This window comes from Xenorhabdus littoralis (assembly GCF_033949345.1).
In the GTDB taxonomy this organism is placed as follows: domain Bacteria; phylum Pseudomonadota; class Gammaproteobacteria; order Enterobacterales; family Enterobacteriaceae; genus Xenorhabdus; species Xenorhabdus littoralis.
On record NZ_VCDP01000021.1, the window covers coordinates 1 to 15,099 of the forward strand.

At 44.2% G+C, this 15,099-nt stretch carries 9 protein-coding genes and 3 pseudogenes; 8 read left to right on the forward strand and 4 right to left on the reverse strand.

Features of this window, described 5'->3' with window-relative positions; genetic code table 11:
• From FE394_RS06145 to FE394_RS06155, 3 genes and pseudogenes are all read left to right on the forward strand, one after another.
• A partial coding sequence (locus tag FE394_RS06145; protein ID WP_319925524.1) for a non-ribosomal peptide synthetase occupies window positions 1-5,862 on the forward strand: 5,862 nt, incomplete at its 5' end.
• Between the two features lie 29 nt (window positions 5,863-5,891).
• Window positions 5,892-6,023: pseudogene (locus tag FE394_RS06150) on the forward strand (glucose dehydrogenase); the annotation flags it as partial.
• Between the two features lie 101 nt (window positions 6,024-6,124).
• Window positions 6,125-7,753 carry an FGGY-family carbohydrate kinase gene (locus tag FE394_RS06155; RefSeq protein ID WP_319925525.1) on the forward strand — a complete coding sequence of 543 codons (1,629 nt, stop codon included), beginning with the start codon at window positions 6,125-6,127 and terminating at the stop codon, window positions 7,751-7,753.
• Window positions 7,754-7,838: 85 nt separating this feature from the next.
• Here the strand turns inward: FE394_RS06155 and FE394_RS06160 are convergent, their stop codons facing one another.
• A complete protein-coding gene (locus FE394_RS06160; protein WP_319925526.1) occupies window positions 7,839-8,216 on the reverse strand; it encodes a VOC family protein in 378 nt (125 codons plus the stop codon).
• 570 nt (window positions 8,217-8,786) lie between these two features.
• On the opposite strand from FE394_RS06160, the gene loiP reads away from it, so the two are divergent.
• Window positions 8,787-9,539, forward strand: a complete 753-nt coding sequence (gene loiP / locus FE394_RS06165) for a metalloprotease LoiP (protein WP_319925527.1) — start codon at window positions 8,787-8,789, stop codon at window positions 9,537-9,539.
• Between the two features lie 361 nt (window positions 9,540-9,900).
• Here the strand turns inward: loiP and FE394_RS06170 are convergent, their stop codons facing one another.
• The gene (locus FE394_RS06170) at window positions 9,901-10,212 is read right to left on the reverse strand and encodes a putative quinol monooxygenase (protein WP_319925528.1); all 312 of its coding nucleotides are present in this window, start codon (window positions 10,210-10,212) and stop codon (window positions 9,901-9,903) included.
• Between the two features lie 182 nt (window positions 10,213-10,394).
• Here FE394_RS06170 and FE394_RS06175 point away from each other — a divergent pair, with 182 nt between their 5' ends.
• Complete coding sequence (locus FE394_RS06175) at window positions 10,395-10,628, forward strand: hypothetical protein (protein ID WP_319925529.1); 234 nt, start codon at window positions 10,395-10,397, stop codon at window positions 10,626-10,628.
• A 113-nt stretch (window positions 10,629-10,741) separates the two neighbouring features.
• On the opposite strand, the gene FE394_RS06180 is transcribed toward FE394_RS06175, so the two are convergent.
• Entirely contained in the window at window positions 10,742-11,143 is a 402-nt protein-coding gene (locus FE394_RS06180) for a hypothetical protein (RefSeq protein WP_319925530.1), read from the reverse strand.
• Window positions 11,144-11,772: 629 nt separating this feature from the next.
• Here FE394_RS06180 and FE394_RS06185 point away from each other — a divergent pair.
• Window positions 11,773-11,922, forward strand: a pseudogene (locus FE394_RS06185) (ssDNA-binding protein); the annotation flags it as partial.
• A gap of 47 nt (window positions 11,923-11,969) precedes the next feature.
• Here the strand turns inward: FE394_RS06185 and FE394_RS06190 are convergent.
• The gene (locus FE394_RS06190) at window positions 11,970-12,728 is read right to left on the reverse strand and encodes a hypothetical protein (RefSeq protein ID WP_319925531.1); all 759 of its coding nucleotides are present in this window, start codon (window positions 12,726-12,728) and stop codon (window positions 11,970-11,972) included.
• Between the two features lie 30 nt (window positions 12,729-12,758).
• Here FE394_RS06190 and FE394_RS06195 point away from each other — a divergent pair.
• Both FE394_RS06195 and FE394_RS06200 read left to right on the forward strand, forming a co-directional pair.
• Window positions 12,759-14,821, forward strand: a pseudogene (locus FE394_RS06195) (DNA polymerase).
• 5 nt (window positions 14,822-14,826) lie between these two features.
• Window positions 14,827-15,093: a hypothetical protein gene (locus FE394_RS06200; protein ID WP_319925532.1), complete on the forward strand. Its 267-nt coding sequence runs from the start codon at window positions 14,827-14,829 to the stop codon at window positions 15,091-15,093.
• Window positions 15,094-15,099 lie beyond the last annotated feature (6 nt).

Genomic DNA, 15,099 nt, shown 5'->3' on the forward strand with positions numbered 1-15,099 from the left:
AATATCGAATATCTCGGCCGCAATGATTTTCAAGTCAAGCTACGCGGTTTCCGCATTGAGCTGGGCGAAATCGAAAATGCCCTGACTTCCCTCCCACAAATAAAACAAGCGGTGGTGATTGACCGTGAGCATAATGACCATAAAGCACTGGCAGCTTATCTGGTCGCAGAGGAAATGGTATCAGATGAAATGCTGACTGCTCACTTATCTGACCGTCTGCCGGAATACATGATACCTGCCAGTTTTACCCGCCTTGAATCCCTGCCCCTGACCCGGAACGGTAAGGTGGATCGCCACGCCCTGCCTGAGCCAGTCTTGGGGGATCGCGACCATTATGTTGCTCCCCGCAATGTGTTGGAAACCCAGCTATGTGCCATTTGGCAAGACGTATTGGGGCTGGAATACATTGGCATCGAAGATAACTTTTTCCGCATCGGCGGTGATTCGATTGTCAGTATCCAGTTGGTTTCAAAACTGCGGCAGGCGGGCTTTTCCCTTCAGGTTAAATCAATTTTTGCAGCACCAACGGTCGCTCAACTAGCGCAATTGCTGATGCAAACTTCCGCCACAGAAAATGTCGTTGCAGAGCAAGGCTTATTAAACGGAGAGTTTAACCTGTTGCCTGTCCAGCAGGACTTCTTCAACTGGCATTTATCCAGTCCGCACCACTGGAATCAGGCATTTATGATCCGACTGCCCGGCGATATCAAGCCCGCCGAGATTAAGCGGGCTTTAACTGCCCTGACTGAACGACATGATATGTTACGTGTCTGCTTTACCACCACAAAACATGCCGACACACAACAAAGCCATCGCCAATGTTATCCCGCAGAAATGCCATTCGGGTTACCGACATTACTGCATTGTGATATCAGCACGTTGAATGAAGCTGAGCGACACCGGCAATTGACCCAATGGCAGAATAGCTTTAATTATTGCACCGGGCCATTATGGCAAGCCGGACTCCTGACCGGATACGCTGATGGCAGCGCACGGCTGTTCCTCGCGTTCCATCACCTGATTATTGACGTAGTCTCATGGCGAATTATTGCTGAGGATATGCGCAGGTTGTTGCAAAACGAAACACTTCCGGCGAAAACCAGTAGCTATCGACAATGGGTTAATGCCGTCCATCACTATGCACAATGCCATCAACAGGAAACGTCTTACTGGCAGCACGTCATCGCAGGTAACAACGCTCATCCGGCTTCTGGTGAAGCCAGCCATCACATGCTGGGCATTTCCGCTGAACTGACTGATATTCTGCTGCGTGAGGCTAATTCTGGTTATCAGACCGAAATTAATGACTTACTACTCAGTGCCCTCACACTGGCCTTACAGACCGTTTTCTCAAAACCTGTCAACCATATCACACTTGAAGGCCACGGTCGGGAAGCCATCGACAGCACACTGGATGTCTCCGAAACCGTTGGCTGGTTTACAACCATGTACCCTGTTCGTCTGACAAGGCAGGATGATATTGCAGAAACCCTCATTCACACCAAAGAGATGCTTCGTGCAGTGCCAAATAAAGGCATTGGTTACGGCGCACTGCGTCAGGCTGGATATTTAACAGGGGATTTACCCGCAATCAGTTTCAACTACCTCGGCCAATTAGGCGGAGAAACCGGGCAAAACTGGTCACTGACCAGCGATGATTGCGGAATGGCAGTAGCAGACGATAATCATAGTCATTTATTGCTGAATATTAATGGATTGATCCAAGCGGGCAAGCTGCAATTCAGTGTCAGTTCCCGCCTGTCAAAAACGCAGACAACCGTGTTTATCACAGCATTTGAGCAGGCACTCCATTCTGTTATCACAACGGGTCAAAAGCAGGCTCAGCTGGGTGGAATCAAAACGCCCAGTGATTATGGTATTGAAAGCATTTCAATCAATCTCTTGCGCCATCTTCAGCAAATGTACCGGATTGAAGCGCTGTACCCAGCCACCAGCTTGCAACAGGGATTCATTTATCATCATTTGACTCAACCACAGGATGATGCTTACCGTGTGCAACTCCTGTTGGATTATCATACACAATTTGACATTTCCACCTACCAACAGGCCTGGATACTGGCTTCGCTACGCTTCCCCATCCTCAGAACAGCATTTAACTGGGACGAAGAGGTTTTGCAAATTGCAACCGAAGGCGCAAGTATTCGTGCGGAAAATTTCGACATAAAAGATATCAGTCAACTGCCAGAAGAAGAACGGAACGACGCAATTGACGCCATCCAACAACATGACCGTACCCTGCCTTTTGATTTCAGCCAGCCCGGATTAATTCGCTTTACCGTAATTAAACAACATGAACATCTGGTCACAGTACTGATTACAAAACATCACTCTATTATCGATGGCTGGAGTAATCCGATTTTATTGCAAACCGTACATGAGTATTACAACGAACTCGTGCAAAAGCGCATCCCCCAAGTAGTGGTAGATAAAGCTTATCCGGCAACCCAGCAATACTATCTGGATCATAGAACAGAAACCGAGGTTTATTGGGCTGAACGCAAGGCACAATTCCACGGCATGAATGATCTTTCCGCTTTGTTAAGCCATCACGTTGATTTAGCGCAGATAAAATCGGTTGAAAATCCGATGGAGCAAACTATCACACTACAGGGAAGCATTTATCAACAGCTTAAAAAAATGTCTCGGGAGCAAGGCATCACGTTAAATGCCATCTTGCAATTTGCCTGGCATAAACTCCTGCACAGTTACACCGGGGATGAACAGACCATTGTCGGGACCACGGTATCCGGGCGTGATGTGCCGGTAGAAGGCATTGAGTCCAGTGTTGGCTTGTATATTAATACCTTGCCGTTGATGGTTCAGTGGAACAGAACAAGCAATATTATTAGCGTTCTACAAGACATACAGAAAAATATTGCTGAGCTAAACAGCTACAGTGCCGTATCACTCACCAACTTACAATCTGACGGAGAACGTTTATTCCATTCCTTGCTGGTTTTTGAAAACTACCCTGCTCCTTCAATCGGTAAAAATTCAGCCAGTAAGTATCCAGAGCGTATCGAAAATACCTTAGCATTCCGCAATGCCATCGAAAAAACCGATTATCCCTTGTCGCTGATAGCCTATGAGCCAGATAACAGTTTGATCGTCACATTGAATTATGGCGAAGAGTGGATAACAGATAAACAAGCACAACGCTTGCTTTATCAGATTGAACGTATTCTGCATGCTGTCGCCTGCGACCCATACCAACCGCATACATCAGTCATGTTACTCAGTGAGGAAGAGCGCCATACCTTACTGCATAGCTGGAACCAGACCGATACACCTTATCCGCAGGATAAAACCCTGCCACAACTGTTTGAAGCTCAGGTAGAAAAAACACCCGATAACGTTGCACTGCAATTTGAAGGAGAAACACTGACCTATCGCCAGCTCAACGAACGAGCAAACCAACTGGCCTGTGTCATCCGCGAACATTGTCAGCAACGGCTTGATGCACCAATGCAAGCAGATACCCCCATCGCCCTTTATCTTGACCGCAGTCTGGAAATGGTGGTCAGTATTCTGGCGGTACTGAAAGCCGGTGGCACTTATGTCCCCATTTCACCGGAATATCCCTCGGAGAGAGTCCAATTTATTCTGTCCGACATTGCTGCTCCTTGTGCCATCACCCAGAAACGACACCTGACGACACTGACGAAATACGGACAAATACTTTCAGAACAACTAACATTGATATCGGCGGATGACCGGACAATCACGGCGGGCCAGCCAGTAGAAAACCTGACACTGATAAACAAACCTACCGATCTGGCGTATATCATCTACACCTCAGGAACCACCGGTCAGCCCAAGGGCGTGATGATTGAGCATTCCAGCATCAGTAACTTAACTCAATTTATTTCCCGGACACATTTACTGAGTCCGCAAACCAAAGCGTTATTTTTCTCCAATTACGTCTTTGATGCTTCTGTCTTTGAGATTTTCCCTGCTCTGTTGGCAGGCAGTGCCCTGTTTATTGCTCCGGTTTCTGCGACAAAAGACAGTGAACAACTGCTGGCATTCATCAATACACATGAAATTACCAAGGCATTTATTCCAACTGCCCTGATGAACCATTTTTCCACTCAATTACTCCAATCCACCTTACAGATCATCCATACCGGCGGTGAGGCCTTGAATACGCTGGATTTACGCTCAGGAATGACAGTATTCAATCAGTACGGTCCTAGCGAGATTACCGTCTGTGCAACCCAACATTTATTGCAGGACGGGGATCAATCTATCGGCAAAGCCATCGACAATACCCGTCTGTATGTTCTTGACGATGATGGCAATCCGGTTCCTATCGGCGCGCCGGGAGAACTGTATATCGGCGGTGCCGGACTGGCTCGGGGGTACTGGAACCAGCCTGAACTGACCGCTGAACATTTTGTGACAAATTTATTTGCTACGACAGAAGATAAAGTCAAAGGTTACACCCGTCTGTATAAAACCGGTGATTTAGTGCACTGGTTGCCAAACGGTGAGCTGGAATATCTGGGACGCAACGATTTTCAAGTCAAGATCCGCGGCTACCGCATTGAACCGGGAGAAATCGAAAACGCCCTCATCGACCATCCTCAGGTCAAGCAGGCGATAGTGATTGACCGTGAACATAAAGGGAATAGCGTTCTGGCGGCCTATCTGGTAACAGAGATCACGGACGGCGAATTATCCGATGAGAACCTGATTAAACACCTTTCCGCCCGTTTGCCGGAATATATGATACCCACCAGCTTTACCTGCATTGAGTCCGTGCCATTAACACTGAACGGCAAGCTGGATCGCCGTGCCCTGCCAGAACCCGCATGGGGAAACCGAGACAGTTATGTTGCTCCCCGCAATGAACTGGAAGTTCAGCTATGTGCTATCTGGCAAGAGGTATTGGGTTTAGACCGCGTTGGCATAGAAGATAATTTCTTCCGTATTGGGGGGAACTCCCTGACCGCAATTAAACTGACCGCAGCAATGCGCAGTAAAGTAGATTTTGATATTCCTTTAAATATCCTGTTTAACTATAAAAGTGTTTCTTTATTATCGCACTGGCTAGAGTCAGATGGTTCTAAATCCAACTTACTTAATTACTTAACACCAAAATCAACGGCAAAAAATAAATTATTTATGATCCATGCAGCCAATTGCGGTAGTGAAGTCTATGAACCTCTGGCAAACGCTTTATCTGATCTGTATAACTGCATCGGTATCGATAATTATAATCTCTGCACAGATAATCAAATTGATTCATTACAACAGATAGCACAAATCTACATGAAGTTAATTTTAACTGAAACGTCTATTGATCAACCTATCCGTATTTTAGGATGGTCATTAGGCGGGCAATTAGCGATGGAGATTGCATTTCAACTTGAGCAACTTGGCGCAAAAGATATTCAGTTGTTTTTATTAGATACCGTTATTAATAATGATGAGATAAAACAACTTAGAAGTAATTTAGATATGTCATATATACGTAAACAAATTACAGACGTACTGCATGAAAAGGAAGCCAGCGATACTTATATCAAGAAAGTGTTATCAACTGTTCCTATTGAATGCAAAATAGTTAATTGTAATTTAAGTGGAAAATTAACACATTCAAAAATCACTTTATTTAAAGCAGGTCAGATAAATCCATCCCATAAAGAAGGAATTGGATTATTGATAAATCAATTGATAGCGAAACTATCGGACAATAATATTTCACAATGGATAAATACCCCATTAATGATTACATTGATTGATGATTGTTTTCACGAAAACATGATCAACTCCGTTTCAGTCATCAGTAGAGAAATCATCGATACATTATCAATGAAGGATAATAAATCAACTTAAGTATAATTAATGAAGCCAGAACAGGTAACGGTGTGCTTGATATTTTTCACGCTAACACAGATGCTTATATCGGTGATTCTATTGCAGAAGATGACCCTGATCTCCGGGACAACGTGCTCAATCTGAACTTCAATGCAGCATTTCGTCGTGTCCGTGCTGTTCATGTTAATCCGCCCAAGAAACGTGGTCATCCGTGACTTGGTCATTCTGCCAGGCAGCGTTAATCTTTAGTCACAAAAGGGATAAGACTGAAGGAGGAACTATGAACAATAACGTACAGAGCAGACCGGAAAGTGACAAAATCGTCATTGGTATTGATGTCGGTACAGGCAGTGCCCGTGCCGGTATTTTTGATATGAACGGTAAAATGCTGGCATCAGCCAAACACGATATAACGCTTTATCGTGATAGCGCTCATTTTGTCGAGCAATCCAGTCGTGAAATCTGGAATGCGGTCTGCTACTGCGTCAGAGAGGCGATGTCGTGCTCCGGAAGTACACCACAACAAGTCGCAGGTATCGGATTTGATGCCACCTGCTCATTGGTCGTGCTGGGTAAAGATAAGGAGCCGATTTCTGTCAGTCCGAGTGAAAATCCTAACCGCAATATCATTGTCTGGATGGATCATCGGGCGACAGCACAGGCAGAGCGCATCAACGCATTAGGTCACTCAGTGCTTAACTATGTTGGCGGTAAAATTTCCCCGGAGATGGAAACACCGAAAATTCTCTGGCTGAAAGAGAATCTCCGAGAATCCTTTGATAACGCATGGCAATTCTTTGATCTGGCCGATTTTCTGACCTGGAAATCCACGGGTTCTCTTACCCGCTCTATCTGTACCGTGACCTGTAAATGGACCTACCTTGCGCACGAAAAATGTTGGAATGCAGATTATTTCCGTCAAATCGGTCTGTCTGAACTCGCAGATGAAAACTTTGCCCGGATCGGGCAGAGCATTGTTGAACCGGGAACACCTTGCGGTCAGGGACTGACAGAAGAGGCAGCACAACAGATAGGATTACTGGCAGGCACACCCGTCGCAGCAGGAATGATCGACGCCCACGCAGGTGGTATCGGTACTGTCGGTGTCAACGGTGATGCGACCCGTAACATGGCTTATGTGTTCGGTACCTCTTCCTGTACGATGACAACTACTCAGGAACCGATATTCATACCCGGTGTCTGGGGACCATACTTTTCTGCGATGGTGCCCGGTATGTGGCTGAATGAAGGCGGACAAAGCGCAGCGGGAGCGGCAATCGATCAGCTGTTGTCTTTGCATCCTGCTGCTGCGGAAGCCAAAGCACTGGCAAAAGAAAAAGGCACATCCCTGCCAGTTTTTTTAGCCGATATGGTCATGGAAAAAACACAATCCGTATCTCAGGCGGTCGAACTGACAGAGGGTATTCATGTCGTCCCTGAATTTCTGGGGAACCGTGCACCTTTTGCTGATCCCCATGCTCGTGCCGTCATTGCCGGATTGGGGATGGAAAACAATCTCAATAATCTGCTTTCTCTCTATATTGCTGGTGTATGTGGTATCGGTTACGGGCTGCGCCAAATTATCGAAGCACAGGCGAAAGCAGGTGCTGTAATTGAAAATATTGTCATTAGTGGTGGAGCGGGCCAGCATCCTTTCGTCCGCCAGTTACTTGCTGATACCTGTGGCGTAACGGTAATTGCGACCCAAGCAAGTGAACCTGTTCTGCTCGGTTCCGCTATTTTGGGTGCGGTTGCCGGTGGTGTTTTCGGGGATGTCAGACAGGCGATGGCGTATTTTTCTGCCATTGACCGCACATACCAGCCAAACGAAGCCTATCGTGAACAGCATAGCATCCGTTTTACATCATTTCAGTGTCTCCAGCAGTGTGCCAGAGAACTTAAAGGCTAATGTGTGCTGACGTTTGCTCACTTATTTTTAATTTAATTATCTCAGGCAACTTTATAGCAGTTGCCTGTGTACATACTAATAATAATTATTTCTGTAACATACAGAAGATATTCAATTTATTACCATCAAGATCTCTAAAATAGGCAGCATAAAAACCATGTTCGCCACGAGGGCCGGGTTTTCCTTCATCTGTTGCGCCAAGGGCAATAGCTTTGTTATACACTTGATCGACCTTCTCTTGACTGTCAACACTGAGCGCAATCATCCCCCCATTACCTACGGTTGCCGGATTACCATCAAAGGGCTTAATAATACATAAGTTTGTAACATTAAAATCCGGCCCCCATGCGATAAAATTTGGGGTATCCATCACGCGCTGGGCGCCTAACTCGGCAAGCAAATTATCGTAGAACTCAGCAGCGCGGGAAAAATCATTTGTACCCAAAGTGATATAACCGATCATTATTACTCCTCGTATTCTATTTTTAAGAACATCAGAATTTATTCTATTAGAGATAAATAAAAACCGCAATTAATCACGCCATCAATAAATTTTTAAAAATGGAAAAGAAGAAAAACTCAACGTAATACCCACTTAAAATAATAACAATTAGTTTTAGAAACCAACGGTGAACAGAACTTAACGAAGCTATTTCAGTAGTATTCCATTGAAGCCAGTTCTGAGCTCAAAGAAAATAACACTATTTGATATTTAATACTTGTTACTGTTTGCCTTATGCCTATCCTTGCAGAAAGGATCAATTACGCTACATATTAACCATTTCTCATTTCTTTTGGGATAGGTTCTTAATCGAGCATACAGAGGATTTTCAAAATAATGACTTTAATAGACGAAAAGCTATTTGGTTAAGTAAATTTAATTTATCCTTCTGATTATTTTTTTAAAATGTTAACAAACTCACATAATCATAAATATTGGGGTTTATTTCTATTGTTATTTTTAGCAGAATTCATGGTTTTTTAATGCTTTTTAAATAATAGTGGCATGTATTACAAAGGAAAAAACAAAATCATGAAAATGAAAGCTCTTGTTGCAGTAGCTGTTTCTGCTGTGATTCTGACAGGTTGTAAAAATATTGACCATGGCATGCTGGCTAGCTCCGGAATGCAATTATTCCAAGCGGCGACGCTGAGTGATTCTGATGTCAAACAGTTAACTAACCAAGCATGTAAAGATATGGATGCCCAAAATAAAATTGCACCGGCATCCAGCCAATACACTAAACGTCTGAACAAAATCGCCCAAGCATTAGGTAACGAAGTCAACGGTACACCGGTTAACTATAAAGTTTATCTGACTAATGATGTGAACGCATGGGCAATGGCTAACGGATGTGTGCGTGTATACAGCGGCCTGATGAACATAATGAACGACAACGAAGTCGAAGGCGTTCTGGGTCATGAAATGGGTCACGTTGCACTGGGCCACAGCCGTAAAGCAATGCAGGTTGCCTATGCTGCAGTTGCTGCACGTACCGCAGCAGCATCAGCCGGTGGTGTAGCAGCACAGCTGAGCGATTCTCAGCTTGCAGAACTGAGTGAAAAACTGATCAACTCCCAGTTTTCGCAGCATCAGGAAAGTCAGGCTGATGACTTCTCTTATGATTTGCTGAAAAAACGCGGTGTCAAAACTGAAGGTTTAGCAACCAGCTTCGAGAAACTGGCTAAATTGGGTAGTAGCAAAACCAGCATGTTTGATTCACACCCACCATCACAGGAACGTGCTAAACACATCCGTGATCGTATTACAGCAGACAAAAAATAATAAGTTCTGTACAGATTGTAGCGGTGTCAGTAGGCACCGCTTTTTTATCGCCATTTCCAAAGCATCTATTATGAAATCACCTGTTTGCATCGTTCAGCTTGTATTTGTTCGTCTCAAAGCGGCGGGAAATTCAACTCAGAGAGATTAATTCCATTTGGTTTTATTCTATCTACACTTAAAATCTATCGGATTTGAAAAACGGCATTCACGTAGAAAAGTTAAAGTTATAACTGGTATTAACCACTATCAAATTTTCCTTCCTCATTTCCCATGAAAAACTACTCCAATCCCATTTCAAGAACGCGTCCCATTTTTAAACTTCTGTCCCATCCTATATAGTAAAAAACCACCCGGAGGTGGCTTATTTCGTTTCTTCACATAGCGTAATTAATGCACTGTCCATTAATATATAAGTGGGATCTTTCCGTTTATACTTATTAATCATAGGTACAAGGCGCTGAAAATGCTCACTATTACAATGAGCATCTAAAGCAGCTCTATCTGGCCATTCTTCTATAAAGATAAAATGACCTGCATCTTTCTGGTCAACATAGAGGTCATAAGCAATACAAAGAGGCTCACGTTTGGTTGCCTCAACTAACTCACGATAAAGTGGAAATACAATCTTTATAGCATCAATCTGGATAAAATCTTCTGCAATGACTTTTAACATTTCTACTCTCTCAGGGTTATGCCAAAAGTGACAATACTATAATAGCCTACAGTGCAAATTTACATTGTGATACGTTCAACCTGTCGACATCATCGAAGACCAAAAATTACACAAAACTCGATCAAGTACCCGAAATTGTGTGCAGGGGGAACAGGCTTTTTTCGATACGGTCACGTTGCTTGATGATGTTGAAGTGCAATTGTGCACTGAGGCGGCCGGGATGCGATCCCTATGAAGTGGTTGAATACCTGACGCTGCTTATTCGCAAAGATGATGCTGAGTTAAAGAGCCAAATGCAGGCGTTATCAACGCGGCAATGTGAAAAGTGTGGTGACAATCTCCCCGTTTCCGACTGTTGCTTCGCTGGTGAGGCTGCGTGCTGGAATACGTTGGGCTGGCATGAGGTAAAATTGTAATTGTGATGGTGTGACATGTCACGATATTGACATCCTTCCTGCCTTTGATGGATGGGAGGAAGGTTGCCAGCAAGTAAATACTATCCACATTGAGAAACTTATTATGGTTGTCGTCACCAATGCCAATATTCTAGAACACTATCTACGGCTTTCCTTATACTATTGTAATACTGACTTTCACTACCTATTGCAATATGCAGAGGTAGCCATGGACGATTCTGAGTAAATAATGTTACTTCGTGAGGGGGATTAGAGCTAGTAGTACCCAAAAAACCAAAAAGATTAGTCAAACCAGCAGAATTACGAGGTGCAGTACAGTAGGTTAGTTCGAGTAGTGTATCATTCCTAAATTTAAGCTTTAAGCATGGATATCTGTTATAACCAGAAGGTATAGCGCCATTCGGAAAATAAGTTAACTCATTCATATTGGGGCTAAAACCATGCCACTCTCTGCCAACTTCACGTTCGGCTCTTATAAAGTCACGATGGGAAGTTTCTTCACGAGATTCTTTCATGACATTACCTTAAACATTACGGATAATTATGAATAAATGTAGTTCAAGCTAACAAAAAAACGTAATAGATTTTACTTGTATAAGTTAGACTGGCATGATTTGAAATTACAGTTATGACTGTGTGACATATCACGGGATCACTATAAAAACCCGCTTTTGTGAGTGGATTTTTATATGAGAGGGGAAGGCATCCAAAATGTTTGAACACCTATTATTGCCTGTTGTATTGGTGGAATAAAGTGGTGAATAGCTTGTATATTCCAGTAGTCATTTTTATATATATCAATTCGTTGTAAATTGCTATTCCCCCCCTAAATACAATAAAGTATCTTGATAAGTATAAGATAAATGTAAATGTGGCCATTCATTTGCTGGATTATCGCATCCGGGTTTTGGCGAGAAATACAGGTCATTAGTTTCCCAATTTGGCCCCGCAGCCAATTTCCACCTAAAATCCTGACACAGGAAACTATCTTTCCTTCAGGCAAAAAAAAACCGTCACGCAGGCGATCATGAAGTTGGGCTGTCCGTTATTCGTCATCATCCAGTGATGAACTCCATGCCGGACACCCTATCCCCGGATTTAAGTTGGTCGAGGGTAAACAAGGTAGGACCATGAAAATTAAATTAACAAACGTGCGTCTGGCATTTCCGCTTCACTCGGCGGTGTTCAGTTCTTCCGCGATAGTGACGCCTTCTCTGGCGGCGGCGTAGCATCGGCGGATAAATTCGATGATTTAAGCGAAGATGCAGACGCTGAATTCGAAGAATTGACCTAATAATTATTTGCCCCGTTAATTATACGGGGCAACACTAAAAAATAGAATTATTCAGGTGCATTTATATAGCGAAGAATCTCCGCGGAAAGATGGGGGTCTAATGCTAACACCTCTCTCAATAGATCTAGAGTTTGCCTGCATACTAAACTAGGTTGTTTAGCTAATTCTTTCGGATCTTCAATATAGTAATCTTCTCCATATTTTCCGATTAATTTATCATTAATGATGGATAATGCCTCTTCGATTTGTTCGACAGGTAGTCTATCAACTTTATCACGGCGAGCTATTGAATCTGCAATGCTATTCAAATAATCCGTCTTATTTGCTATCCCTTTAATATCATCTTTTAATTTAAATAAATCAAGATCACCCATCACCCCAGGATATACAGTGTTGAAACACTGGACACCAGTAGGATCATTTTTTAATAAAATATTAAAGGAGTTAATGAAATGCCTACCGTATTTGTTTACAGCTTCATCAGAAGCAGAGTTTAATAAACTCCCTATATTGCTATCAAACCATACATTAAGAGATGCCAGAACTTTTAATATAAATTCATTTTGAATCGCCTTATCCGCCGTATAAGGCATAGATTTCATTTCTTTATATACACTCTCAAATTTTTCCGGATCAATTTTATTTATCGCCTCAAGCATTGGATACATTTTTAATACCTCTTCCCGTGTAGGAATGATATTTTCTTTTGCCTTATCGTTTACAAGACCATATCCCGCAATAAAAAAAACGGCCATAACAACAATGGCAATCACTAAATTCTTAATATCAATTTTAGAACTTCCCATGTAACCCTCACCAATTTAAAACAAATTATTATGAACAATATATTATGGTTCGATCTCGAAACCTACAGTGAGATACCGATCAAGAATGGTACTCACGCCTATGCCGAACATGCAGAAATTATGCTGTTTGCATGGACAATCAACAATAACCCTGTTCAGGTATGGGACGTTACCAGTGGAACTTCTATACCCGCCGAATTACATCAAATTTTACTTGATCCTACCGTTGTCCTATTCGCCCATAACAGCCACTTTGATCGTACCGTTCTGCGCCATGGTATGCCAAACCTGCATCTGGATATCTCCCGCTGGCGTGACACGATGGTGCAGGCACTGACACACGGTTTACGGGTGCTCTTGGTGCGTTATGTGAGGTATTGGGCATTCCAGCAGATAAGGCCAAGGATAAAGAAGGTAAGGCGCTAATTCAGTTATTCTGTAAACCTCGACCGAAAAATGCCGCTATCCGCCGTGCTACCAGTAAAACCCATCCCGAAGAGTGGAAGCGATTTGTTACTTATGCAGGGCTGGATATCGAGGCTATGCGCGAGGTACATAAGCGCTTGCCCCAATGGAATTATCGGGGCGCTGAATTAGCCTTGTGGCACCGTGACCAACAGATTAATGATCGTGGTGTGTGCATGGATATCGAGCTTGCAAAAGCCGCCGTTGATGCCGTTGAACTGGAAAAAACGCGACTGGCAAAACGCACGCAGAAGCTGACAGATGGCGATGTACAGGCAGCCACTCAGCGTGATGCCATGTTACGACATATCACCACAGCTTTTGGGGTAGAACTGCCCGATATGCAAAAAAGCACACTGGAAAGACGCATTGCCGATCCTGATTTACCCCTTGCACTACGGGAATTACTGACCATCCGGTTACAGGCCAGTACCACCAGCACCAGTAAGTACAAGGCGCTAATGAATGGGATTAGTGCCGATAACCGGTTAAGGGGAACATTGCAGTTTTGTGGCGCATCACGCACTGGGCGTTGGGCCGGCCGCTTATTCCAGCCCCAAAATCTCCCCAGAACTACGTTAAAGCAATCCATTATTGATACTGGTATCGAAGCCCTGAAAGCTAACTGCGCGGATCTGTTGTTCGATAACATTATGGAACTCACCAGTTCCGCCATACGCGGCGTTATCATCGCACCGGAAGGTAAAAAGCTGGTTAGTACTGACTTGTCCAATATTGAAGGGCGAATGCTCGCTTGGCTGGCAGGTGAACACTGGAAGTTAAAAGCATTCAGCGAATACGACAACGGTACGGGTCCTGACCTCTACAAACTGGCCTATGCCCGCGCGTTCAACATCGAGCCGGATGAGGTGACAAAAGACCAACGGCAAATCGGCAAAGTAATGGAACTGGGCTTAGGGTATGGCGGCGGGGTCGCTGCTTTTGTTACCTTTGCCCTCACCTATGCCCTTGATTTAGATGAACTCGCCGATGCTGCTTTACCCAACATTTCGGTCTCTGTTCAACGAAATGCTATGCGCTGGTATACGGAATCGGTCAAACAGAAAAACACGTATGGATTGAGCGAACGGGTGTTCATTACCTGCGATTCGCTGAAGCGCATGTGGCGCCATGCTCATACGGCAACCGTGCCGTTCTGGTATGAGCTGGAAGAAGCTGTAAAAAGAGCCATCGCCTCACCCAACACTACCCTTCTTTGCCGTAAGTTACGGGTTCGTCGCGATGGCGCTTGGCTCCGTGTGGTTTTACCGTCAGGGCGTGCAGTTTGCTACCCCTCTCCCCGTGTCAATGACGGGCAGATCAGTTACATGGGTACCAATCCCTACAACCGCAAATGGCAACGGCTCAAAACCTACGGGGGGAAACTGGTCGAAAACGTCACCCAAGCCGCCGCCCGTGATGTACTGGCTTCTTCTATGCCGTGCATAGAAGAAGCAGGCTATACCATTGTACTGACGGTGCACGACGAAATTATCAGTGAAGCACCGGACACCCCAGAATACTCACCTGAACATTTAAGTTCATTACTCGCAACAAACCCCCATTGGGCGCCGGACTTACCTCTGAATGCCGGTGGGTTTGAGGCGTACCGATATAGAAAGGATTAATAATTATGGAACGCTGTAAAAAATGCGATGGCTATTACGGGGAACCTACGCCCGTCGCTATTGGTGAAAAATGCTGCTTTACCATTACAACCAGTGATGGTCGTTCATTTAAATACCGCGCAGTAACAGGGAAATTATTACTGATTAAGGATGACGGTTACACGGTCATCTATCGAAAAAAAGCATATCACGCCGACATCATCACACACCCTGATGATCCGTCACCAATCACGCTGGCGTTTATCGGGTATTGCAAATGCTCTCCTAAGTAAGGCCCC